We start from the raw sequence: 24112 nt of genomic DNA, 5'->3' as shown, positions 1-24112 counted from the left end.
CCGGCGCTAACCGCGCAACTCGCGTTCTTTGGCGCGCAGCACTTCCGCGCCGAGCGCCCCCCAGATCTCGGCGACCAGCGCGCCGAACTGCGGATTGCTTTTGAGGTCGATCACCGCGCGCGGACGCGCGAACGGCACGCTGATTTCGCGGATGAAGCGGCCCGGCGCAGCGCTCATCACCAGGATGCGGTCGCCCAGGACTAGCGCCTCGTCAATACTGTGCGTGACGAAGACGACCGTCTTGCGCGACTGTTCCCAGATGCGGATCAACTCCTGCTGCAGCAACAGCCGCGTCTGCTCATCGAGCGCGCCGAACGGCTCGTCCATCAACAGCACGGCCGGGTCCACCGCCAGCGCGCGCGCCAGCGACACCCGCTGGCGCATGCCTTCCGACAACTGGTGCGGGAACGTCTCGGCAAAGCGCGTCAGCCCGATCATGTCGATCAGCCGCGCCGCCGTGTGCTCGCGCGCGGCGCGCGGCGCGCCACGCACTCGCAGGCCGTACTGTATGTTGTCGTTGACGGTGTACCAGGGGAACAGCCAGTTGCCCTGAAACACCATGGCCGGCGCCGCCGGCGCGCCGTTTGGGCCGGCGACCGCGAATGTGCCAGCGCTCGGCGGTTCCAGCCCGGCGAGGATGCGCAGCAATGTCGTCTTGCCGCAGCCGCTTGGCCCGACGATGCAGACGAATTCGCCGTCGCGCACATTGAGATCAAGCGGCCCCATCGCGTTTACGGGGTCGCGCGCGGCGGGATACGTCTTCGTCAGGCTGCGAACAGCGATAGTCACTACTTGTGCTCGCCCAGCGCCTTGAGCGCGGCCTTCACGTACGACCCGTCCACCAGCGGCGCGAACTCAATTGGCTGCTTGTACGTCAGGTCGCCGCGCTTCATGAAGAACGCCTGCAACTGCATGAAATCGTCGATGTGAATCGCGCCGTTCGGATCGCACACGGTCGGCGCTGAGCGCTTGATCACGTCGGCCGGAACCTTCGTGTACTTCTCGATCGCTCTGGCATTGGCGTCGCTCTTCCAGCCATTGCCCTGCAAGTCGCGGCAGCCGCGCAGGTAACCGGTGATTACATTCTGTGCGGCCTCTGGTTTGGCGCGGGCGAAGTCGGGGTTCAGATAGACCATCGTCACCTGGAAGTCGGGAACGAAGTTGTCCACCAGCCGGAAGACCAGCCCCTTGTCCTCACCGAGCGTCGGGAACGGCTCGGTCGCCAGCCCGGCATCGACCGAGCCGTTGGTGAGCGCCCCGGCCAGGTCCGCGAACGCAACCACTTGCACGTCCACGTCTGCCGTCGTCAGGCCGCCGGTGTTGAGCGCCTTTTCCAGCCAGTACTCAATCGCCGCGCCCTTGCCGTTGACGGCGACCTTCTTGCCCTTCAGATCGGCGACGCTCTTGATGCGCCCGCTGTCGTGCGCAGACTTGCTGATCAGCAGCGGCGTGGCCTGCGGCCGTGTTTCGGAGTGCAAGGGCGCTGCCACGATCGGCTTGATGCCACGGCTGAGCGCGTTCCAGAACGACACGTTGGCGCCGCCGGCCGCCACATCGTAGTTGCCCGACGAGAGCTGGATGACGGCGTCGTTGGTGCTCTGGATCGGCTCAAGCTGCACGTCGAGCCCGCGCTCGCGGAAGTAGCCCTTTTCGACGGCGACGAAGAACGGCGCCCACGGCAGCGCCGGCACGTAGCCGGTGCGCACCACGAGCGGGGCGGCGGTTGGCGTGGGCGCGACACTCGCCGGGGCGCAGGCCGCGAACAGCAACCCGGCCAGCGCTATTATTACTTCCGCGAATGCGACGCGCCTACTTCGGCTTGTATTCGCCCAGCACCTTGACAGCGTTTTGTACATAGGAGGCGTCCACGAGTGATTTGAAATCGACCGGCTTGCTGTACGTCAAATCGCCGCGCTTGATAAGGAAGTCCTGCAGCTTCATGAAGTCGTCGACATGGATCGCGCCATTCGGATCACACGTCGGAGTCGCCGCTCGCTTGACCACATCGGCCGGCACCTTGGTGTACTTCTCGATGATCTTGGCGTTGGCATCGTCTTTCCAGCCGTTGCCCTGCAGGTCGCGGCAGCCTTTCAGGAACCCGCTGATGAAGCCTTTGGCGGCGTCGGGCTTGTTCTTCGCGAAGTCAGCGTTGTAATAGACCGCCGTGACCTGAAAATCGGGGATGAAGCCGTCGGCGATCCTGACGACCAGACCTTTGTCTTCCGACAGCGTCACGAGCGGTTCGCCCAGCATCGCTGCGTCAATCGATCCGGACTGCAGCGCGGCTGGCACATCGGTGAACGCAACGACCTGCTCATCCACGTCCTTGATCGTCAGCCCGGCTTTGTTGAGCGCCATCTCAAGCCAGTATTCGGTCGCGGACGGTTTGGCGTTGACCGCGACTTTCTTGCCCTTAAGGTCGGCTGCGGACTTGATTTTGCCGCTGTCGAAACTGGCTTTGCCGGTGACCAGCGGCGTTGCCTGGCGGGCTGTCTCGGTGTGCAGCGGCGAAACGACGACGAACTTCACGCCGCGATCGACGGCGTTCCAGAAACCGGCGCCCGCGCCGCCGGCCGCGACGTCGAACGCGGCCGAGGCCACCTGCACCACGGCATCGCTGCCGCCCTGTAAGGCATCCAACTGCACGTCCAGACCCTGCTCCTTGAAGTAGCCCTTATCGACAGCGATATACATTGGGGCCGCGATTATCGTGCCGGATACGAACCCGCTCTTAACGGTGGTGAGCGGTTTTGGCGCAGTGGTAGCAGCCGGTGTCGCCGCGCCGCAAGCAGCCACGACGCTGGTCAACACTAGAACGATGACGTACTTTGCCAGGTTTTTCATGGATTTTCCCTCTCCCTGAGTGATACGGATGCCGACAAGTTGTGAATCTAATCACAAACAGTACAGACTGTCAAAAAACTGAAACGTGCGGGCGTGGGCGTCACATTGTGCACTACGGAGTGGCATCGAGAAATGGCTTATACCGTTTCGATTTATAGGTGTCCTAATTCGTCATGTATGTCCTGTGCGCACGCCGCCTCTAGCGGCGCGGCCGCTGCGAAGCAGCGGGCACAGGATGAAGCGCGAAGGCGGGGCCTATGTCCTTTGGCTCGTTACGTGCGCAAAACATCTGAAATGCCACATCCCAGATTCTTCGCGCGCGAAGCGTGATGCACGCCATCGGTCTGGCCTCCGCGCTGCCGCGCTGCTCATGACGTTCGCGGTATTGCTCGTAGGGCGACCCCGACCCGTTCGCCCCCTTTGGGGGGTTGCGGTCGCCCGGTGCTGGGCCGGGCAAGCCCGGCCCCTATAACAAACGTCATGTCGCGTCGCATACCGCGCGCGGTATGGACCATCTCAGCATGACAGTGGATTAGGAACATGCTCAACGCAAACCAGTATAAGTTCCGGAACTGCGATCGGCCTCTTCCAGCGCAGCGATGAGTGAGGGGAGATCGTCGAAGATCCAGGTTGGTTTGAGCGGCGACGCTTCGGCATCGGCACGGTTGCTCACGCCGGTCAGCACCAGAATCGTTGCGATGCCGGCGCGGTCTCCACCCTCGATATCGGTGTCGAGCCGGTCGCCGAGCGCGGCTGCGTGCGCGCGATCGGCCTGCATCTCGTCGAGCGCCAGCCAGAACGCCTCGGGCGACGGCTTGCCGATCACGACCGGCGAAACACCGGACGAGGCGACCAGCGCCGCGATGAGCGCGCCCGCGCCCGGCACGAGGCCTTCCGGCGACGGATAGGTCGTGTCTGGGTTGGTGGCAATGAATGGGACGCCGGCGCGGAGCAGCAGGGTCGCGCGCTTGAGCTTGTCGTACGTGATGAAGCGATCAACGCCAAGCATAACGTAGTCGGCGTGTCCGTCGTCGGCCAGATCGAAACCGGCATCTTCCAGCGGAATACGCAGACCCTCTTCGCCGATGACGAACACGCGCGCGCCGCTGGGGCGCAGGCGTTTGAGGTGCTGCGTGGCAGCCACGCTCGACGTCAGGATCAGGTCGGCACGGACCCGGATACCGATGCGCGCCATGTGCGCGGATACCTCCGCTGGAGTGCGCGTCGAGTTGTTGGTCAGGAGCCGGTAGCGGCGGCCCGTCCGTTCGAAGTACGCCAGCAGCTCAGCGGCGCCGGACAGGCGTTGTTCGCCGCGAAACAGCACGCCGTCGAGATCGAGCACGAACGACCGCAGCGCGCCCAGCGCGATCGATTCAGGCACCGAGAATCTCCTTGAGACGCTGATACTCCTCCGGTGTGTCGGTGTCGGTCAGTTCCTCTTCGGAGCCGAGCTCTACCCAAACGATTTCGCGCCAGTGCTGTCGAAGGATCTCGCGCCCGCCGACGTCGCCGGAGAGCGTTTCGAGTTCGCCGAACATCGAGCGGTCCCATAGCACGGGGTTGCCGCGCATGTTCTGGTAGCGCGGGGCCACGATCTGCGCGCCGGTGCGGCGGTGCCGATCGATCAGCCGGTCAATCAGATCGGGTGCGATGCCTGGCTGATCCACGTTCACGAAGACTGCCGCGCTCGGTCGCACGCGCGATGACTTAAGCCCGGCGATGACGGACGTGCTCATGCCGGCGTGCCATTGTGTATTCTGCGTGACGCGGGTGCGCGGCCCCAGCGGATCGAGCGCCGGCCGAATCTGCTCCGCGCGCGCGCCAAGCACGACCTGGATCTCATCGGCGCGCGAGCGCTCGACAAGCTCGACGATGTGCCGGATCAGTGCCCGCCCGTTCCACGGAGCGAGCTGCTTGACCGTGTCGCCGAAGCGGCGGCCTTCGCCGGCCGCCATGACGATCACAGCCACGCGCCCCCAGCGCTCGATGATCGGGTCGCCTTCGGCCAGCGTGCCGATCAGGATCTCGTCAAACGCGCCGGAGTCGTGCAACACGGCGGCCGTCTCTCGCGCTGCGGCCCAGCGAGCCGGTTCGTCGGCCTGGTTGAGCAACGCCACGGCGCGCGCGGCGGGCGGCCGGTTCTTCAGCCCGCCCTCGGGATGCATCAGCACGCGCGCGATATGCGCGGGGGTGACGGCCTCGCCGGGTTGCGCGCCCGCCAGCTTTGCGGCAAGCTCGGCGCGGCACACATACTCCTCGGCAAACGGCGCGCCCACAGCCACCATGCCCGCGCAGGCGACCAGCAGCGTCGTTTCGGCCGGGATCACCGGCTCGCCGTCGCGCGGCGCTTTGAACGGCAGTTTGCGCGCGCCGTCGGCTTCGACGATCACGGCATGCACATGGGGCAGGTCGCGCAGATCGGCGATCCATTCGGGCGGCACGCCCTGGAATTTGTTCTGCTCGTATGACGCGCACGCCACCGTGACGTGCCGGTGCGAGGCGAGCGCCTGGCTGGCGGCCTCCAGCAGACGCGCGCGATCGGATTCCACGACAAACGCGCCCGTCTGCTCGTCGGTCGGGCGGCCGATGCGCGTCGTGGTGGTCGTGATGACGCGCAGACGCGCGCTCGCCAGTTCGTGCGCCAGGCGGAACATGGTGCTGGTCTTGCCGCCGGCGCCCACCAGCGACACGACCGCCCCTCGTTGGATTCTCAGTGCGGTGCGGAGATCCATGCTGTCCGATGAGGGCTTAGCGGCCCGCCGCCTTCTTTTTTTCAGTCGTGTCCGGCGCGGCGTCCTCGCTGGCGATATCCTGCTCGACGTCGAACGCGGCGGTGGCAATCGCCCAGGCGACCACGCCCCACGACGCGAACGAGATGCCGATGGCGAGCAGGAACGACGTCAGTGTGCGTGCCGCGAATTGCGGGTTGACAAACCAGCCGATGCCGGCCAGTAGCGCGCCGGCCAGGCCAAAGGCGAGGCCGACTTTGGCAGGCCCGTTCAGTCGAGTCCAGAAGGTTGCCATGGCGTTAGCCCCAACTCACGTCACCGCACAGGTCGGCCGCGCGCGGCTGGGCCACATAGCGTATAAACGCGTCGCGGACCGCGCCGACGGTGCCCGACTTACCGTGGCCGGGGTAGAATCGCGTGGCGTCCGGCCAGCGAAAGACGACCCGCTGCAGGTGATAAAGCGCGCTCTCAAGATCGGCGGGTGTGCGGGTGCGGCCCGGCCCGCCGGGGAAGATGGTGTCGCCCACGATGGCGCGCCGATCGAGCAGGAACACGACATGCCCGGGCGCATGGCCCGGCACCTCGAACACCTTGATCGAGTAGCGCCCAATGCGAATTGACTGGCCCTCATGCAGCGGTTTGGTGTCCTTCAGCCGCTCGCGCGCATCGGCGCCAGGTCCCGGGCGCGACAACTCGGCCGGATGCACATACACTGGTGCGCGGTACGCCACGCGCGACTGCTCCAGTGCGCCGATGTGGTCGATGTCGGCATGGGTCAGCAGGATGCGTGTGACCTTGGCCGTGCCGATCATCCTGGCGATCCGTCCGAATTCGTCGCCCGGATCGATCAGCGCGGCTTGCCTGGTTTCCGGGCAGATCAGGGCGTAGCAGTTCTCCTGCCATGTGCCGACCGTGATCTGCTTGATCTGAAGTCCTGCCATGCTTGCCCCCGTTCGTTAGCCCTGGCCCGTGCCGGCGGCCGGCCGAATATCTTTCACGTTCAGCTGCATTGCGCGCGAGCCGTTGTACTCGTTCCATTCGAACGCAAATGCGAGGTCGATCTGCTGGGGGAGCTTGCCGGCCCACTGCTTGCCCATGCGGAAGGCGATGCCCTCGCGCACGACCTTGCCCTGTCGCAGCGTCAGCCGCAGATGATCGCCTTCCTTGCCGAGCGCGCGGTGCCCCATGACCGTGATGCCGTGCGCGGCAAACACGGGCGAGGCGTTCTCCGCGCCGAACGGCTCCATCTGCTCCAGCAGGAAAAGCAGCGGACGATCAAGCTCGGAAAACGTCAGGGCGGCGTCGACGCGCAATGACGGCTGCGGTAGTTGATCGCCAAACTGCCGGCTCGCCACAGTAGCGAGTCTCTCTTTTAGCTCGGAGATACGCTCGGTCTCCAGCGTGAACCCGGCCGCCGCGCGGTGGCCGCCGTGTTTCAGGAAGACATCTTTGATTTCGTCGAGCGCGCCAATCAGATCGAATTCGGGGATCGAGCGCGCCGAGCCTTTGCTGAGTTTTTCGCCCTGCTCAATCACAAGCGCCGGCCGGTAGAACTCATCGGCCAGCCGCCCGGCGATCAGCCCGACGACGCCCTGCGGGTACGATGGATCGGCGGCGACGATGATCGGTCCGCTGGTATCGGCGTGCTCGCGCGCGTGCTGGAAGCACGACTTGGTCAGCTCCTGGCGCTCGCGATTGACGCTATCCAGCCGCGTCGCCAGATTTTCGGCATAGACGCGGTCGTCCGACATCAGCAACTCATACGCCAGCTTGGCGTGCTCCAGGCGTCCGGCGGCGTTAAGGCGCGGCCCGAGGCCGAACCCGATCGTGCCGGCGTTGACCTGCCCGAGCGGGACGCCAGCCTTCATGATCAACTCGCGAATGCCGACGCGCTTCGTTTCGTTGATGCCCTTGAGCCCGCGCCGCACCAGACTACGGTTCTCGCCGCGCAGCGGCACGATATCGGCCACCGTGCCGAGCGCGACCAGATCGAGCAGCGACGCCGGGGCGAGCGCGGATGGGTGCGCGCCAAGCGGGGCGCGCTCATCGGCCAGTGCCAACGCCTGCGCCAGCTTGTACGCCAGCCCGACGCCGGAGAGCTCCTTGAACGGATACTCGCAGCCCGGCTGCTTCGGGTTGATGATCGTGGCGCGCGGCAGCACGTCCGGCACCGCATGATGGTCGGTGACGATCAGGTCGAGTCCAATCGCGCCCGCGTAGTCGGCCTCGCTATTGGCGCGTACGCCGCAGTCCACTGTGATGACCAACTTGATGCCCTGCTCGTGCAGTTGCGTCAGCGAATCGTTGTTCAGGCCGTAGCCGTCGTCCACCCGGTGCGGAATGTATGCCGTGACGTTCGCGCCGAGCGCGCGCAGTGCCGTGACCAGCAGCGCGGTCGATGTGACGCCATCCACGTCATAGTCGCCGTAGACAGCGATCGGCTCGCCGGCCCGAATCGCCTGGCGGATACGGTTCACCGACTCGGACATGCCCTTGAGCCGGAACGGGTTGTCGTCGCCGGCTGCCGACTCGAAGTAGGCGGGTGCGTCGGATGGCGCGATGCCGCGATTGGTCAGCACCTGACCGATGACGCGCGCCAGCGGACGCGGGTCGGGTGGCAGCAGCAACGCGGCGCGCCGTAATGATGTTTCGACCCAGGGGATCAGCGACTCGTAACCTGCGAGGTCGGTAGGGACGGCGGGCATCAACCAGTTCTTTGGCATGTCAGCGAATTATAGAAGCGTCCGGCAAAAGAAGCAACCCCTTCGATAAGGAAGGGGTTGCCTGGCATTGCGAGTTGTGCCGGGAAGTCGAAACTACACGTTTCCGCCGCCGGTCGGGGGCTTCAGCCAGCCCTGGCCCATCATGAACTTCGTGACGACCGGGATTTCGAAGTAGCTGCCCGTGCCCTGGTAGGCGACGATGCCCCAGTAAATCAGTGGGATCCAGAGCAGAGGCGCGCAGCAAGCCAGAACGACGGTAACACCCAAAACGATGCTGATAACGAACATCACGATGCCGACACCGAGCGCCTGCATCGCATGATAGCGCTGGTATGGTCGCGACTTCATCGATTCAACGAGCAGAATAATGATCGGCACAACGGGGCTGAGCACGTAGGCGAGCAGCGCCATCAGGCGATCATTATCATTGGCGTCGGTGGCCGGTTGTTTGTTGGTCAGCATACATCCTCCTTGGGGATTTGAGCCGCCTTCAGGGCGGCTGATGGACGTATTGTATGCAAGCATTCAACCGTTGTCAATTCTTTGGTAAATTTGGGTGCCGTGGCATAAGCGATTTCTGCGTGGAAACGGGACCTGTCAACGGCATTGGCTGGCCGACAATTGGGCGAGCAGCCGATTCCGGCCTTTGAGCGTTTCCTGCACTTTGCACGCCGCCGCCAGCGAAACTATAATGCTCGAACCGACATTTCTCTGCGAGGAACCCCCTATGCAAGCTGAAGTCGTAACCATCGGAACCGAACTGTTGTTGGGGCAGATCGTGGATACCAACGCGGCCTATATCTCGCAGCTCATGGCCGATGTGGGCGTGAGCGTGTTGTACCGCGCCAACGTGGGCGACAATGTCGAGCGTGCCTCGCAGGTGCTGCGCGACGCGCTCACGCGTGCAGACATCGTCATCACCACCGGCGGGCTGGGGCCGACCGTGGATGACGTGACGCGCGCCGCCGTGGCGCGCGCGGTCGACAAGCCGCTGGTGCTGCACGAGGCGCTCTTGGCCCAGATCGAGACGATGTTCACACGCTGGGGGCGCAAAATGTCGCCGAGCAACCGCGTGCAGGCGATGCTGCCGGACGGGTGCATCCCGATCGAGAACCCGGTCGGCACCGCGCCGGGCTTCATCGTCGAGCGCGCCGGGCATGTGATGCTCTCCCTGCCGGGCGTGCCGAGCGAGATGAAATACCTGATGGACCACGCGGTCATGCCGTTCCTGCACGAGCGCTTCGGACTGCGCGGCATCATCAAGAGCCGTATGCTGCGCGTGGCGGGCATGGGCGAGAGCGTGCTCGGCGAGCGCATCGCCGACTTGATGGACGAGAGTAACCCGACCGTCGGGACCATGGCGCACACCGGCCAGGTCGATGTGCGGGTGGCTGCCAAGGCCGATTCGGAGGCGGAAGCTAACCAATTGATCGCGGCGATGGAAATGCGCGTGCGCGAGCGGCTCGGCGACTTCATCTTTGGCGTCGACCGCGATACGCTGGAGGGTGTCGCTATCAAGAAGCTGACCGACGCCGGCGAGACGGTCGCCGTGCTCGAGACGAACACGGGCGGCCTCATCGCACAGCGCCTGACCAGCGCGGCGGGCGGGTTGGCCGCCGTGCGCGGCGGCTGGGTCGTCACGAGCGATGAACTGGCGACACGGTTGTTCGGGCTAACGGACGTGCCGCTCGTCAGCGCCGATGCGGCGCTGCTGGCTGCCGAGTGGGCGCGCCGCATAGCCGGTGCGACGTGGGGTATCGCGATCATGGGCACGCTGGGAACCGATGAACACCTGTATGGCAGGCGCACCGGCGAGTGCTGGATCACAATGGTTGGGCCGCGCACGATCACGCCCGAGAAGTTTCCCTACGGCGGCGTAACCGAGCAGTCTCGGCAGTGGATCACCAATCGCGCGCTCGATATCATCCGGCGCAACGCGTAGGGAATATTCACCACAGAGACACGGAGACACAGAGGCACCAAGAAACCTTATGGGCTGTTCTTTGTGCCTCTGTGTCTCTGTGGTGGGGTTCTAAATCACATTCTTCTCAAAGTCGAGCGTGCCAGCGCGGAAGCGTTCAATGCGGTGCTCGCTGATATCGATGCTCGGCGGATCGCCGCAGATCATCTCGGCGATCAGTTGGCCGGTCATCGGCGAGTGCATGAAGCCGTGGCCCGAGAATCCGGCGGCGATCAGCAGGTTGCTCACCTCGGGCACTGGCCCGAGGATCGGGTTCGCGTCGGGGGTGGTGTCGTAGAGCCCGCCCCAGCCGCGCGCGATTGCGGCGTTGGCCAGTACCGGGGCGCGGTAGATCGCCTGCGTGATGACCTGGTCGCGCCATTCGGCATCCCAGTGCGTCTTGAACGATACCGGCTCGTGCTTGTCGGTCATGCCGATCAGGACGCCGGGGCCTTCGCGCCGGAAGTAGAATGATGTGCCGAAGTCGATCACCATCGGGTAAGCGGCGGGCAGGCCGTCAAACGGCTCGGTAACGAAGACCTGGCGACGATACGGCACGATCGGCAGTTCCACGCCGGCCATGCGCGCCACGACGGCGGCGTACGGGCCGGCCGCGTCGACCACCCACTCGGTTTGGATCACGTCATCGCGCGTTTCGACCGCCGTCACGCGGCCGCCCTCAACGCGCATGCCGGTCACTTCCGAGCCGGTGCGGATCTGCGCGCCCAGCCGCCGCGCCGCGCCCGCGTAACCGAGCGCGATGGCCGACGGGTCGCCGAAGCCATCCAGGGGGCAGAGCGAGGCCGCCAGCACATCGTCGACGGTCATCGGCGGTACCAGCGCCTGCGCATCGCGCGGCGTAAGCATGCGGGTCGGGACGCCGAGCGAATTCTGCAGGGCCGCGTTGCGCTGCGCATCCGCGGCATCGCGTTCGTTGTCGTAGAGGAACAGGTAGCCAACCCAGTGGAAATCGGCCGGGCCGATCTCATCGTTGAAACGCTTGAACTTGGCGACACTACCGAGCGAGAGCCGGATGTTGGCGGCGGTCGAGAACTGGTGGCGGATGCCGCCGACCGAGCGGCCGGTCGAACCGGTGGCCAGCGCATGCTCGCGCTCCAGCAGGACGATATCGCGCACGCCGCGCACGGCGAGGTGGTAGGCGGTGCTGGCGCCGATGGCGCCGCCGCCGATGATGACGACTTGGGGCACGGGAGGTTCCTTTAGCGATTCAGAATATTGCGACCTCGCGATTATAATATCCGAGAGGCATTCATGTCCAACGAGAGCGAGTTCTATCGGCAGATTGTGGAAACGCTGGCGCATGGCGAGGCGGTGGCGATTGTGTCGGTCACCAAAGCGAGCGGTTCCGTGCCGCGCGGCGTCGGCTCGAAGATGCTGGTCTGGCGCGATGGCACTATTGAAGGCACGGTCGGCGGCGGGACGATGGAGGAGCGCGTCATCATCGAGGCGCGCGAGGCGATCAGCGACGGCCGGCCGCGCTACCGCGAATACCTGTTCACCAGCGAGGCGGAGAACTCGGTCGGGTTGTGCGGCGGGCAGGCCGAGGTGTTTATCGACGTCGTGCGCCCGCAGCAGACGATCATGATCATCGGCGCGGGGCATATCGCCGTGCCGCTTGGCAAGATCGCCGCGCTGGCTGGCTACCGCCTGTCGGTCGTGGACGACCGCGCTGACTACATCACGCCAGAACGCTTTCCCGACGCGGTCGAGCGCATTCACGTGCAGTACGAGCGCGAGAGCGAACAACTTGACCCGATGCCGATCACGATCGATGCGGCGACGCACGTCATCGTGGCGACCTGGGGTTGGGACGAGCCGGCACTGGCCCAGGTGCTGAAGACGCCCGCGCCCTACATCGGACTGGTGAGCAGTCGCCGCAAGTTCAAGCTGATCGCCGACAAACTGCGCGCGCGCGGTTTCGGCGACGAGGATATCAATCGCATCCACGCGCCAATCGGGCTGGACATCGGCGCGGAGACACCCGAAGAGATCGCCGTCGCGATCATGGGCGAGATCATCATGCAGAAACGCGGCGGCGACGGCAGCCCGATCTACCTGCGTTGGAAGCCGAAGACGCGCGCAGCGGCCCCGGCGAGCGGTTGACCGGCACGGTGGCTTCTACGCTTACAGTCGTCGTGCGCGGCGGCGGCGATCTGGCCAGCGGCGTGGCGCACCGGCTGCATCGCGCCGGTTGCCGCGTGGCCATTACGGAACTGCCGCAGCCGTTGGTGGTGCGCCGCACCGTGGCGTTCGCCTCAGCCGTGCGCGATGGTATGATCGAAATCGAAGGCGTGCGCGCCCGCCGTGTGGCCGATGCGGCTGCTGCGTCGCCGGTCATGGACCACGGAGAGATCGCCGTGATTGTGGACCCGGCGGGCGAGTTGGCCCATCGACTTGGCGCCCGTGCCGTTGTCGATGCGATTATGGCGAAGACCAATACCGGCACCCGCATCGGCGATGCGCCGGTCGTGATCGCGCTCGGGCCAGGGTTCACCGCCGGGACGGACTGCCACGCCGTGGTTGAAACGAAACGCGGTCACAATCTCGGACGGGTTTACTATGCGGGGAGCGCCGAATCCGACACGCACGAACCCAATGCAGTTGATGGCGTGTCACACCGGCGCGTGCTGCGCGCGCCGTGCGACGGCGAATTCGTCGCGGCAACTGAGATCGGGCAGATCGTCGCCGAGGGGGCCGTCGTCGGGCATGTGGCCGGCGATCCGATTGTGTCCGGCACGCGCGGCTGTGTGCGCGGGTTGATCGCGGACGGCACGCCGGTGAGCGCCGGTCTCAAAGTCGGCGATATCGACCCGCGCGCCAACCGCGCGCACTGCTACACGATTTCCGACAAATCGCGCGCCATTGGCGGCGGCGCGCTGGAAGCGCTGCTGCATCTGACGCGCGTACTGCACTAATGCTCATGGTTCGCCTGCGCTTCCACCTCGCCCTGCTGGCGGGCTTTCTCGCGCTGACGCTGGTCCTGACCTATCCGCTCGTCACGCAGATTGCGACCCACATCCCCGGCTCGTATCTGTGGGCGTTTGATGAGTACACCTTCCTCTGGAACATCTGGTGGTTCAAGCAGTCCATCCTCCAGCTTAACCAGTCGCCGCTTGCAACCGACACCATCTTCTATCCGATCGGCATAAACTTCGCGCTCTATACCTTCACGTTCTTCAACGCTGCTGTCGCGCTGCCGCTGGCGCCGTTTCTGCCGCTGCCGCTGATCAGTAACCTGATCACCCTGTTCGCGTTCACGCTGTCGGGTTACGGTACGTACCTGCTGGCGCGGCGGTTGATGGCCGACGTTTCGCTGCCGCGTAACGGCGAGCGTGTCCGTGACGGCGCATCGATTGTTGCCGGCATCGCATACGCTTTCACGACGAGCAAATTCATGTCGGGGGCGATAGGGCATTACAACTTCATGGGCACGGAGTGGATACCGTTTTGCCTGCTGTACTACATTCGCGCACTAAGCACACGGAAGGCGCGCGACGCGGCGCTTTGCGGCCTCTTCCTGGCGCTGGCGATGTACGTTGAGATGAATTTCGGCGTCTTCCTCGTCCTGGCGATGGCGCTGCATGCGTTGTTTACGTCCGCGTGGCGCGCCGCGCGCTGGCCAGCGCTGATCCGGCTCGGCATCGTGATGGGGCTGACCGGCGGTCTGATCTTTCTGCCGGTGCTGGCGCCGGTGGTACGGGAGTTCGCCAACGCGGACTACGCTCTCAAGGGCTGGGGCGACGCGCTGAAGCTGTCAGTCGATCTGCTCGGCTTTGTGTCGCCGAGCGCGATCAGCAGTTGGGCCGGACTGGACTGGACTCAGGAGCAGATGGACGTCGTGCGTGGCGCGGGACGCTTCGCCGATGTCAATACAGTCTTTCTCGGCTACGCGACGCTCGTGCTGGCGCTGGGCGGTCTGTTGGCGTACCGTCGGCAGGCGGCCGCGTGGGCGGCGAGCGCCGCCGTGTTTGCGCTGTTGGCGCTGGGGCCGCTGCTGCAGATTGGCGGCCGCAGCCTGTTCGACTTCGATGGTGTCAAGGTCAACTTCCCGCTGCCATTCATTATCTTTCACTACATCCCGATCGTGCAGGCGAACCGGGTGCCGAACCGGTTCAGCGTTGTGCTCGTGCTGTGCCTGGCGCTGCTCGTCGGCTACGCGGCGTTGTGGCTGGGGCGGCAGGCGGCTGCGCGCTGGCGCGGCCGGGTCACGGTGCTGCCTGCGGTACTGGTGGCCGTGCTCGTTGTCGGCGATCATCTGGTTGTGCCGCTGCCGCTGACCGACGCGCGTGTGCCCGATTTCTACGCGCGGCTGGCGCAGGAACCCGGTGATTTCAGCATCCTGCAACTGCCGCTTGGCTGGCGCAACTCGTTCGGCACGCTGGGTGCGGAAGATACACGGGTGCAGTATTACCAGACGGTGCATGGCAAGCACATCCTCGGCGGGAACACCTCGCGCAATGCGCCGTTCAAGTTCGACTACTACCAATCGCTGCCGGTCGTCTCCTCGCTGCTGATGATCGAGGACTACAAGAAGGCGCCCGACGAGCAGCGCGCCTTCGACCGCGAATATGCGGCCGAGTTTGTGCGCTTCTTCGATCTGCGCTACCTCGTCGTTCATCCAGCGGTGCCGGGGCGCAAACCGTACGAGGACACGCGCCAGGCCGCACTCGACTATCTGCTCGACGTACTGCCGCTTGAAAAAGTCGCGGACACTGGCGATCTGCTCGTATACCGTATTGCACAGACGGCGCTACCGGCCACGGTCGGCATCGATTGCGGTGAGCCAACCTCGCGCCCGTACCGGGCCGAGGGCTGGGACGCCGAGGAGGAGATCGCGGGCCGGCGCGCCAACTGGGCCAATGCCCGACAATCGCGCGTGCTCGTGCGGTTGCCGGCGGCGCGAGACTACGCGCTGCACTTCGCGGCGATGCCGCTGCCGGCGCCGGGTATAGCCCAGACTGTGACGGCAATTGTCAACGGGCAGACGCGGCTGCCACCGGTCACGCTGGCCGCCGGTTGGCAGGAATACGAGGTCTCCGTGCCGGGTTCCGCTCTGCGCAATGGCATGAATGAGGTCGCGTTCGAGTTTGCATACACGCGCACGCCGCACGATGTGATCGGCAATGACGACATGCGCCCGCTGGCGGCGGCGTTCGACTGGATCGAATGGCGGCCGCGGTGAACGTGCGCGCGCTGACATGGATGCGTGCTGGCGCGGCGGTACTGCGCCGTGACGAGGTCGCGGTGCCGCTCGCGACGTTCGTGGCGTCGCGCGCGCTGCTCTACGGCTTGTTGACGGCGCTCGTCGGGTTGCTGCCGAATATCACGCGCGGCAAGGCCGATTTCTGGTTTCTGATGCGCCGCTGGGACGGTGACTGGTATTATCGGGTCGCGGCCGAAGGCTACGCGTGGGAAGGCGCGCAGACGCAAACCACGGCCGGCTTCTTCCCGCTCTATCCGTTGCTCGCAACGATCCTCGGCTGGCCGTTCGGCGATGTGCGCTGGGGACTGCTGCTGGCGGCCAACCTATCGTTTGCACTCTTCCTGTTCGCATTCTACAGTTGGGCGAAAACCGCTGCCGGCAATGACGCGGCCGCGCGAACGATCACCTATGCGGCGGCGTTCCCAGCGGCGTTTGTCACGGCGGCATTCTATTCCGAAGCAACGGTGCTGGCGTGCGCCGCCGCCACGCTGTTGTTCATGCAGCGACAACGCTACGGCTGGGCGATTGCCGCTGCGTTCTTCGGCACGCTGACACGCCTGCCCGCGCTGGCGTTGCTGTTCCCGGTGGCGCTTGAGCTGCTGCGGCTGCGCCGCTGGCGGTGGCTGATCGCTTCTCTCGCGATCATCCCGCTGGGACCGGCGTTGTTCAGCGCGTACCTGTGGACGCTCAGTGGCGATCCGCTGGCGTACTTCAGCGTGCAGCGCACCGCCTGGTTTCACGAGTTCCGCTGGCCGTGGGAGACGCTGCGCATGGCGGTCGAGCGCATGTCGTGGGTGACGTATTCGTACACGACGGCGATCGGCTTCCTTGAGGCCGGCGCGATTGTGCTTTTCCTGTTGTTGCTGGTGGGCGTCTGGCGTCGCCGCCCGGCCGGCGAGTTCGTGTATGCGCTAGCCGTGATCGCCATGACGCTGGTGCAGACGGTTGACCCGGCCAAAGGTACGCCGACGCAATCCGCGCCGCGCTATCTGATGGCGGCGTTGCCGTGCTTCCTCGTGCTCGGTATCGCCGGCGGCAACCGGCTCGTCGATGCGCTAGTGCGCTGGCTGTTCGTCGGCCTGCAAGCCGCATTTCTGATCTATTTCTTCGCCGGTTTCTGGGTCGTGTAGCGGCTGCGTTACGCGGTATTCGCACAGTAGATATTAGGGTAGTGGCTACGTGGTAAGTGATAGATGATAATGGGCGGCGTGATCCAAGTGAACCATCCTTACAAGGGTCATGTGTGCGAAGTTTCTAAAACAATCAAGATAGGAAAAGATTATGGCAAATGACCTGTTTCACTTCCAATTGGGCGGGTTATAGTGCGCGGTCATTGAAGATGTAAATGAACCCCTCAGCGAGGCGTATGTCAGCGGCATCTTTGCGAAAGACACGGAACGAATGTTAAAGATCTTTCGCGAATGGCCTGTGCCCCTTACGTTCTGTATTAACATTCTTTTCGTGGAAACCGGCACAGAGCGCATTTTGGTGGATAGTGGGGGCGGCCAGGCCGACAAGGACCTTCCGGGACATTTGCTCGGCAATTTGCGTGCGGCGGGCATCACGCCGGAGACCATTGATACGGTCATCATCTCGCATTTTCACCTGGATCACATTTGGTCTACTTTCTTAAAAGGAAATGATCATGAGCCAAAATACTCCGCAGCGTTTATATCTGATGCAAGTTGGGTCCGTGCCGGAATACCAGATTCCGATTGTTTGCTATCTGGTGCAAACGGGTGACGGCAAGAATATTCTGATTGACAGTGGCCTACCGGAGATTATGCCTGAAGGAGAATCGGAGTTCGAGAATGGGCAGGACATTATCGAGCAGTTGGCGAGCATTGGCCTAAAACAAGACGATATTGATACAGTCATTTCGACGCATTATGATATCGACCATGCCGGAAGACACGCGGCATTCACGAAGGCGCAATATGTTGTTCAGCGTGTGCATCAATTGGATGCGGCGAGCAACCCACGTTTTGCTGCCAATCGACCCCAATGGGATCAGCCACTGGAGCGCATTCGACTGGTGGACGGGGACACGGAACTGCTGCCGGGGCTGGAGCTGATTGAGACGAGCGGGCATGTGCCGGGACATCAATCGGTGCTGGTGCGGCTGCCCCAAACGGGGGCGATTCTATTGACGATTGACGCTGTAGCCTTCAGCGAGGGCTTTACCCGTGACCAGCAGGACGACGGTAGCAACCCGGACGCCGAAGCGATCCGCGCCAGTACGATCAAACTGCTTGATCTGGTCGAACGGGAGCATATCGGGCTGGTGATTTTCGGTCATGACAAGGAGCAGTGGGAAACACTCAAAAAAGCGCCAGAGTTTTACGAGTAAAGCAGCGTCTAAAGTGGAAAAGCTAAAGAGAAAGCGGACGCGAAAATACCGTGTCCCGACAGTCCCCGATTTATATGGTGATTATGGTAGTGGTCACAAAGTAAGCGATGAACGGATTTTGAGATTGTGCAGGATGATAAACCAATGGGTGACGAGTTCATGATTAGTTTCGGATTTAGAAAAGGACAACGTCTTACGCACGAAGCGACCTAAGCGCTGTCGCAAAGTCAGATACCAGCGCTCTTGATGAGCCGTTTGGCCCGTTTCCTTGCCAATTGGATGATGGGTACGCTTAGGCAGCACAGCTCGGTAAGCCTTCCAGAAGTCGCTGTACGAGCGACAGCGGCGATAAGCAGGCGGAATGGCGTTCCATAGACGCCGACAGGTATCTGCACTCCGATCCCCGATGACGAAGGCCACAATCTGGCGGGTGCGACGGCACAACGCCGTCCACAACCAGCGCTCATTGTCCTTGTGATATACGAACGCCCACAGCTCATCCCATTCTAAGATGTCACTTCGGTGCTTAGGCAGGAGGCTGTCGGCTAGGATCGGTAACTTCTGAAGATGCGCCAGTATCCAGTTCATGACTCGGTGACGGGCTATGCCAAAGATGCGTGCCAGCCCGCGTAAACTTGCTCGTTCCTGATAAGCTTTCAGCACTTGCTCACGCTGTTTATGAGCAGTGTTCTGTTTCGGCTCCAATACACGATATACCCCGCAATTCTTGCAATGGTACTGGGCACTCCCAGCCTTGTTTGTGCCGTTCCTGACAATATTTTCGCTGCCGCAAGCGCGGCATTGGTAGCTAGTCGTTACTTCAATCATTGCGCGAATTATCGCTCATCACTTACTGGGTGACCACCGCCGATATTAGCGCGGCTAACCCCGCTATGCTATACTTTTCCTGTTATCCTGCCATGCTTATCGCAGTATGTTGACATTCAATTCCACTACGTCGAGAGGAACGACCATGCTTGATCGCGCCAAGAAGATCGAGAGGCAGTTGATCGATATTCGCCGGGAAATCCACGCCCATCCGGAACTGGGCTTCCGCGAGTTCAAAACGTCGCAGAAGGTGTCGGATGTGCTGACGTCGCTTGGCATCGAGCACCAGCGCGGCATCGCCAAGACAGGCATTGTTGCGACGCTCGGCGACGGCAGCGGCCCGGTCGTCGCGCTGCGCGCCGATATGGACGCGCTGCCGATCCAGGAAGCGAACGATGTCTCGTATCGCTCGCAGACGGACGGCCTGATGCACGCCTGCGGTCACGACGCGCACACGGCCGGGCTGCTCGGCGCGGCGATGCTGCTGTCGCAGGAAAAGATTCACGGCACCGTGCGGCTGATCTTCCAGCCGTCGGAAGAGATGCAGGATGAGGAAGCGAAGAGCGGCGGTATGCGCATGGTCGAAGAAGGCGCGCTCAATGGTGTCGAGGCAGTCTTTGGCCTGCACGTTGCCAGTGACGCGCCGAGCGGCTATATGGAAATCGGCGACGGGCCGATCATGGCGGCGGTGGACTCCTTCGAGGGGCGCGTGATCGGGCGCGGCTGCCATGGGGCGTACCCGCATCGCGGGCTCGACCCGGTCTGGCTCTCGGCGCAGGTGATTAACGCGATCCACGGCATCGTGCCGCGCCGCAAAGACCCGACGCTGCCCGGCTTGATTTCGGCCTGCACCATTCACGGCGGCACCGCCAACAACGTCATCCCCGACGACGTCACGCTGACCGGCACGATTCGCTCGTTTGACCCTGCCGTGCGGCAACTGCTGCACGATGAGCTGCGCCGCGCATTTGAGGTGGCGAAGGCGATGGGTGGCGACTGCGAGTTCAAGCTGCTGTACGGCTACCCGACGACGGTCAACGACCCGACCAAAGCGTCGTTCATGCGCGACGTCGCGGGCCGCCTGTTCGGCGCGGACGCGGTCAACGCCAAACCGGCCCTGCACATGGGCGCCGAGGACTTCTCGTTCATGGCGCAAAAGACGCCGGGCGCGTTCGTGTTCATGGGCGCGGCCAAGGGCGACCGGGCGCGCCCGCACCACAACCAGTACTTCGACATCGACGAGTCGGTGATCGCCAAGTCGGCGGCCTTGCTCGCGGAGACGGCGAAGCGCTACCTGGCCCGCTAATCTCAATCGAGGAACAGACACAATGCTAGACAAGGCAAAGGCGCTTCAGCCGAAACTGGTCGAGATGCGCCGGCATATTCATGCGCACCCCGAGCTCGGCTTTCAGGAAGTCCAGACGAGCCAGTACGTGTCGGACCGCTTGACGGCGCTTGGCATTGAGCACCAGCGTGGCGTGGCGCGTACCGGTATCGTCGCCACACTGGGCGACGGCCACGGGCCGGTGGTGGCATTGCGCGCCGACATGGATGCCCTGCCGATACAAGAGGCGGGCGACATACCGTACAAATCGCAGACGCCGGGCGTGATGCACGCTTGCGGGCACGATGCCCATACGGCCATGCTGCTCGGCGCGGCCGATCTGCTGTCCAAAGAGAAGTTTCACGGCACGCTCAAGCTCCTGTTCCAGCCGTCCGAAGAGGGTGGTGCGGAAGACAAGAGCGGCGGCCTGCTGATGGTGCAGGAAGGCGTGCTGGACGACGTCGAGATGGTCTGGGGCCTGCACGTCGGTTCGGGCGAACAAGCCGGCGTGATCTCCGTGGGCGAGGGGCCGATCACGGCGTCGGCCGATTCGTTTGGCGGCTCGGTCAAGGGTGTCGGCGGGCACGGCGCGTTTCCGCACCGCTCGCTCGACCCGATCTGGCTGTCCTCGTTTGTGCTGCCAGCGATCTATGGCGTGATTCCGCGCCGGATCGATCCGACCCAGAAAGCGGTCATCACGGTCGGCACGATGCACGCCGGCAAGGTCGGCAACGTCATCCCGATGCAGGTCGATTTCACCGGTACGATTCGCGCCTTCGACCCGGACGTGCGGGCGGCGCTGCACGACGGGCTGGAAGGCGCGTTCGCCATCGCCCGAACGATGGGCGGCGACTACGAGTTGTCGCACCCGTATGGCTATCCGCCGACGGTCAACGACGCGGGCGCTGCGCGGTTCATTCGCGGCGTGGCCGAAGACCTGATTGGCAAAGCGCGCGTCGAAAACGCCAAGCCGATGATGGCCGGCGAAGACTTCGCGTACATGGCTCAGAAGGCGAAGGGCGGCTTCATCAATCTCGGGGCGGCCGTGGGCGACAAACCGCGCCCGCACCATCATCCCGATTTCGACATTGATGAGGGTGTGATGTATATCGGCGCGGCCGTGCTGGCCGAGACCGTGCGCCGCTACCTCCAGCATTAAGGACAGGCATGACGACAACGCTCGAGCGTGCCAGGGCGCTTCAACCGCAACTGGTGGAAATCCGGCGGCACATTCACGCCGAGCCGGAGCTTGGCTTCCGCGAATTCAAGACAAGCCAGTACGTGTCCGACCAGTTGCACGCGCTCGGCATCGAACATCAGCGCGGTGTGGCCAAGACCGGCATTGTCGCTACGCTCGGCGACGGGCATGGCCCGACGATTGCGCTGCGCGCCGACATGGACGCGCTGCCGATTCCGGAAGCGAACGACGTGCCGTACCGCTCGACGCATGACGGCGTGATGCATGCGTGCGGGCATGATGCGCACACGGCGATGTTGATCGGGGCGGCCCGGCTGCTCACACAGACGCCGTTTCACGGCACGATCCGCCTGCTGTTCCAGCCGTCGGAGGAGTGGCGCGACGATGAGAACAAGAGCGGCGGCCTGCGCATGGTCGAGGAAGGCGCGCTCGACGGCGTCGAGGCGGTGTGGGGCTTGCACGTCGCCAGCACGGAGCCGGTCGGCACATTCTACATCAATGACAGCCACGTTACGGCGGCGTCCGATCGCTTCACCGGCACGATCATCGGGCGCGGCGGTCACGCCTCGCGGCCGCAGCAGGCGCTCGACCCGGTCTTCCTGACCAATCAGGTGTTGTCGGCGATCTACGGGATTATCCCGCGCCGGATTGACCCGACGGCGAAGGCGATATTGTCGGTGCAGATGATTCACGCGGGCGCGGCGGTAAACGTGATCCCGACGCACGTTGATCTGGGCGGCACGATCCGCTCGTATGACCCGCAGGTGCGCGAGCGGCTGCACGCCGAGCTTGAGCGCGCGTTTGACGTCGCCCGTGCGCTGGGCGGCGACTACACCCTGTCGCACCCGTATGGCTACCCGCCGCTGGTGAACGACCCGGAGGCAGCGGGTTTCGTGCGCAGCGTGGCGGCGCGTCTCTTCCCGAACGCCCGGATCGCCCAGCGCGACGCGGGTATGGGCGGCGAGGACTTTGCCTATATGGCGCAGAAGGCCAAGGGCGGGTTTGTGCACATCGGCGCTGCGATCGGCGACAAGGTACGCCCGCACCATAACCCGGAATTTGATATTGACGACTCGATGCTGCACATGGGCGCTGCGTTACTGGCCGAGACGGCGCTATCTTACCTGAACGGACGAGGGGGAAACGCATGACCCGCGACGAAGCGTGGCAGATTGTTTGTGAATACGTGAAGAGCGACATCCTGCGCCGCCACATGCTGGCGGTGGAGGCGTGCATGCGCGCCTATGCGCGACACTACGGCGAGGACGAGGAGCAGTGGGCCACGCTTGGCGTGCTGCACGATTTCGACTTCGAAATCCACCCAACGCTGGATCAACATCCGCAGGACGGGGCGGCGATCCTGCGCGCGCGCGGCGTGACCGAGGAGCTTATCTACTCGATTCTGTCGCACGCCGACCACCTGCATGCCGACTACCCGCGCCGCAGCTTGCGCGAGAAGGCGCTGGTGGCCGTCGACGAGTTGAGCGGCCTGACCGCCGCGGTGGCGTTGGTGCGTCCGAGCAAGAGCATCTTCGATGTGAACGTGGCTGCCGTGAAGAAGAAGTGGAAGGATAAGGCATTTGCGCGCGCGGTCAACCGCCAGGAGATCGAGCACTACACGGCCGAGCTCGGCGTGCCGCTGGACGAGCACATCGGCCGCGTGGTCAAGGCGCTGCAGGACAACGCCGATGTGCTTGGCCTGCGCGGCACCCCGGCGACGGCGGCGTAGCAACCGCAGGAGGTTCCGGGCATGGGCATCACCCAGATCCTGACGGCGTTCGGCCTGTCGGCCTCGGCCGGCTTGAACGCCTACATCCCGCTGCTGATCATCGCGCTGACGGCGCGTTTTACCGATTGGGTCAAATTGTCCACGCCGTTTGACCTGCTGACCAACGAATGGGTCATCAGCGTGATTATCGTTTTGCTATTGATCGAGACGCTGGCCGACAAGATTCCCGTCGTCGATCATATCAACGACGTAATACAGACGATCGTGCGGCCGACGGCCGGCGCGATCTTGTTTGCGGCGAACGCCAACATCCTGCGCGACGTCCATCCGCTGATTCCGATCGTGGCCGGCCTCATCGTCGCCGGCACGGTGCACGCGACCAAGGCCACGGCGCGCCCGGTGGTCAACATGACCACGTTCGGCATGGGCGCGCCGGTGATCAGCGTCGTCGAGGATGTGATCTCGTTCCTGGCAAGCCTGACGGCGATCTTCGCGCCGTTCCTGGTGCTCGTGTTCGCTGCGCTGTTTGTATTTGTCGTATACAAGCTGCTGTCGCGACGGCGGCGCTCTGCCTCGGCCTGAAATGCAGAACAGCGCGGGGTAATCTCCCCGCGCCGTTCCAATTCGCTAAAACGGTTCTGAATCAGCCGTTGATCGTCACCTTGTCGATGCTGATCTTGTAGATCACGCGCTGCATGTCGGGGCGCCAGCCCTGGTACTTGTCGGCGCCGGTGTACTGGCGGGCTAGTTGGTCGATGTGTTCGGCGGCGCCCTCGGTCGTGATGATCGCGACCCGGCCGCGCACCTCAAAGTGGCGGTACGGGTCTTTGGGATCCGTGATCGAGACCGCGACGCGCGCGTCGCGGCGCATGTTCCTGTCCTTGACGCGGCCGGCTGCCGAGTTGATGCAAATGTACTCGCCGTCATAGCTGAACCAGACCGGCGTCACCTGCGGCGAGCCGTCCGGCATGATGGTCGCCACATGGGCCAACGCCTTGCTGTTGAGTAAATCCTTGTACTGGTCGGGAATCTGCATGGCACACTCCTGTTCGGGTCTTTGTGTCATTAGACTCTATTCAAAATAGGCATTGGATCGCTTGTGGCGATAGCGTCGTCTGGTCCGGCGAAAGTTATGCAATGCGGTAGCAATACTCATCACCAGGTCTGACAACCCCGCGGCGAAATTGCGAAAGCGATCCTTGG

Annotated in this window: 23 protein-coding genes and 1 pseudogene; 12 read left to right on the top strand and 12 right to left on the bottom strand. The window is 63.8% G+C overall.

Translation table 11 applies throughout. The annotated features are described in order from the left end of the window. Positions 1–6 precede the first annotated feature (6 nt). The 9 genes from HZB53_05050 to HZB53_05010 form a co-directional block, all read right to left on the bottom strand. Positions 7–726 carry an ABC transporter ATP-binding protein gene (locus HZB53_05050; protein MBI5876999.1) on the bottom strand — a complete coding sequence of 240 codons (720 nt, stop codon included), beginning with the start codon at positions 724–726 and terminating at the stop codon, positions 7–9. Positions 727–788: 62 nt separating this feature from the next. Next, the gene (locus tag HZB53_05045) at positions 789–1856 is read right to left on the bottom strand and encodes an ABC transporter substrate-binding protein (GenBank protein ID MBI5876998.1); all 1068 of its coding nucleotides are present in this window, start codon (positions 1854–1856) and stop codon (positions 789–791) included. Then, positions 1810–2844: an ABC transporter substrate-binding protein gene (locus HZB53_05040; protein MBI5876997.1), complete on the bottom strand. Its 1035-nt coding sequence runs from the start codon at positions 2842–2844 to the stop codon at positions 1810–1812. Before HZB53_05040 ends, HZB53_05045 begins: the two co-directional genes overlap by 47 nt. Before the next feature lie 544 nt (positions 2845–3388). Next, positions 3389–4225: an HAD-IIA family hydrolase gene (locus HZB53_05035; GenBank protein MBI5876996.1), complete on the bottom strand. Its 837-nt coding sequence runs from the start codon at positions 4223–4225 to the stop codon at positions 3389–3391. Continuing rightward, the gene (gene yqeC / locus HZB53_05030; GenBank protein MBI5876995.1) at positions 4218–5576 is read right to left on the bottom strand and encodes a putative selenium-dependent hydroxylase accessory protein YqeC; all 1359 of its coding nucleotides are present in this window, start codon (positions 5574–5576) and stop codon (positions 4218–4220) included. Before yqeC ends, HZB53_05035 begins: the two co-directional genes overlap by 8 nt. A gap of 16 nt (positions 5577–5592) precedes the next feature. Next, on the bottom strand, positions 5593–5868 hold the full coding sequence (locus tag HZB53_05025) for a hypothetical protein (protein MBI5876994.1): 276 nt from the start codon (positions 5866–5868) through the stop codon (positions 5593–5595). A 4-nt stretch (positions 5869–5872) separates the two neighbouring features. Continuing rightward, on the bottom strand, positions 5873–6514 hold the full coding sequence (locus HZB53_05020; protein MBI5876993.1) for an MBL fold metallo-hydrolase: 642 nt from the start codon (positions 6512–6514) through the stop codon (positions 5873–5875). Positions 6515–6529: 15 nt separating this feature from the next. Beyond that, entirely contained in the window at positions 6530–8296 is a 1767-nt protein-coding gene (recJ, locus tag HZB53_05015; GenBank protein ID MBI5876992.1) for a single-stranded-DNA-specific exonuclease RecJ, read from the bottom strand. 93 nt (positions 8297–8389) lie between these two features. Next, complete coding sequence (locus HZB53_05010; protein MBI5876991.1) at positions 8390–8758, bottom strand: hypothetical protein; 369 nt, start codon at positions 8756–8758, stop codon at positions 8390–8392. Positions 8759–9023: 265 nt separating this feature from the next. Between HZB53_05010 and HZB53_05005 the strand changes: the two genes are divergently transcribed. Continuing rightward, positions 9024–10238: a CinA family nicotinamide mononucleotide deamidase-related protein gene (locus tag HZB53_05005; protein MBI5876990.1), complete on the top strand. Its 1215-nt coding sequence runs from the start codon at positions 9024–9026 to the stop codon at positions 10236–10238. A 90-nt stretch (positions 10239–10328) separates the two neighbouring features. Here HZB53_05005 and HZB53_05000 read toward each other — a convergent pair whose 3' ends face one another. Then, the gene (locus tag HZB53_05000; protein MBI5876989.1) at positions 10329–11579 is read right to left on the bottom strand and encodes an FAD-binding oxidoreductase; all 1251 of its coding nucleotides are present in this window, start codon (positions 11577–11579) and stop codon (positions 10329–10331) included. Here HZB53_05000 and HZB53_04995 point away from each other — a divergent pair. The 6 genes from HZB53_04995 to HZB53_04970 all read left to right on the top strand — a co-directional run bounded on the left by HZB53_04995 (position 11529) and on the right by HZB53_04970 (position 17830). Next, positions 11529–12380 (top strand): XdhC family protein, encoded by an 852-nt coding sequence (locus HZB53_04995; GenBank protein ID MBI5876988.1) that lies wholly within the window; start codon positions 11529–11531, stop codon positions 12378–12380. The two genes, HZB53_05000 and HZB53_04995, sit on opposite strands and share 51 nt — an antisense overlap. An 8-nt stretch (positions 12381–12388) precedes the next feature. Beyond that, complete coding sequence (locus HZB53_04990; protein ID MBI5876987.1) at positions 12389–13192, top strand: EF2563 family selenium-dependent molybdenum hydroxylase system protein; 804 nt, start codon at positions 12389–12391, stop codon at positions 13190–13192. Continuing rightward, positions 13192–15459 (top strand): hypothetical protein, encoded by a 2268-nt coding sequence (locus HZB53_04985; GenBank protein MBI5876986.1) that lies wholly within the window; start codon positions 13192–13194, stop codon positions 15457–15459. Before HZB53_04990 ends, HZB53_04985 begins: the two co-directional genes overlap by 1 nt. Beyond that, entirely contained in the window at positions 15444–16610 is a 1167-nt protein-coding gene (locus HZB53_04980) for a hypothetical protein (GenBank protein ID MBI5876985.1), read from the top strand. Before HZB53_04985 ends, HZB53_04980 begins: the two co-directional genes overlap by 16 nt. Before the next feature lie 271 nt (positions 16611–16881). Then, positions 16882–17223, top strand: coding sequence for an MBL fold metallo-hydrolase (locus tag HZB53_04975; GenBank protein MBI5876984.1), 342 nt, complete (start codon positions 16882–16884; stop codon positions 17221–17223). Then, positions 17126–17830 carry an N-acyl homoserine lactonase family protein gene (locus HZB53_04970; GenBank protein ID MBI5876983.1) on the top strand — a complete coding sequence of 235 codons (705 nt, stop codon included), beginning with the start codon at positions 17126–17128 and terminating at the stop codon, positions 17828–17830. The genes HZB53_04975 and HZB53_04970 overlap by 98 nt, the downstream gene beginning before the upstream one ends. 168 nt (positions 17831–17998) lie before the next feature. Here the strand turns inward: HZB53_04970 and HZB53_04965 are convergent. Continuing rightward, a pseudogene (locus tag HZB53_04965) lies at positions 17999–18658 on the bottom strand (IS1 family transposase). A 145-nt stretch (positions 18659–18803) separates the two neighbouring features. Between HZB53_04965 and HZB53_04960 the strand changes: the two are divergent. The 5 genes from HZB53_04960 to HZB53_04940 are packed head-to-tail and all read left to right on the top strand — an operon-like array spanning position 18804 to position 23491. Beyond that, the gene (locus HZB53_04960; GenBank protein ID MBI5876982.1) at positions 18804–19964 is read left to right on the top strand and encodes an amidohydrolase; all 1161 of its coding nucleotides are present in this window, start codon (positions 18804–18806) and stop codon (positions 19962–19964) included. A gap of 22 nt (positions 19965–19986) precedes the next feature. Then, positions 19987–21141, top strand: a complete 1155-nt coding sequence (locus HZB53_04955; protein MBI5876981.1) for an amidohydrolase — start codon at positions 19987–19989, stop codon at positions 21139–21141. An 8-nt stretch (positions 21142–21149) separates the two neighbouring features. Then, positions 21150–22331 (top strand): amidohydrolase, encoded by a 1182-nt coding sequence (locus HZB53_04950; protein MBI5876980.1) that lies wholly within the window; start codon positions 21150–21152, stop codon positions 22329–22331. Next, on the top strand, positions 22328–22909 hold the full coding sequence (locus tag HZB53_04945; protein MBI5876979.1) for an HDIG domain-containing protein: 582 nt from the start codon (positions 22328–22330) through the stop codon (positions 22907–22909). Before HZB53_04950 ends, HZB53_04945 begins: the two co-directional genes overlap by 4 nt. Positions 22910–22936: 27 nt before the next feature. Beyond that, the gene (locus HZB53_04940; GenBank protein ID MBI5876978.1) at positions 22937–23491 is read left to right on the top strand and encodes a DUF4126 domain-containing protein; all 555 of its coding nucleotides are present in this window, start codon (positions 22937–22939) and stop codon (positions 23489–23491) included. 61 nt (positions 23492–23552) lie between these two features. On the opposite strand, the gene HZB53_04935 is transcribed toward HZB53_04940, so the two are convergent. Beyond that, the gene (locus HZB53_04935) at positions 23553–23945 is read right to left on the bottom strand and encodes a PPOX class F420-dependent oxidoreductase (protein ID MBI5876977.1); all 393 of its coding nucleotides are present in this window, start codon (positions 23943–23945) and stop codon (positions 23553–23555) included. Positions 23946–24112 lie beyond the last annotated feature (167 nt).

The organism is Chloroflexota bacterium, assembly GCA_016235055.1.
GTDB lineage: Bacteria > Chloroflexota > Anaerolineae > JACRMK01 > JACRMK01 > JACRMK01.
The sequence above is the reverse complement of the archived record's forward strand: the minus strand, read 5'-3'. Positions and strand labels throughout refer to the sequence as shown.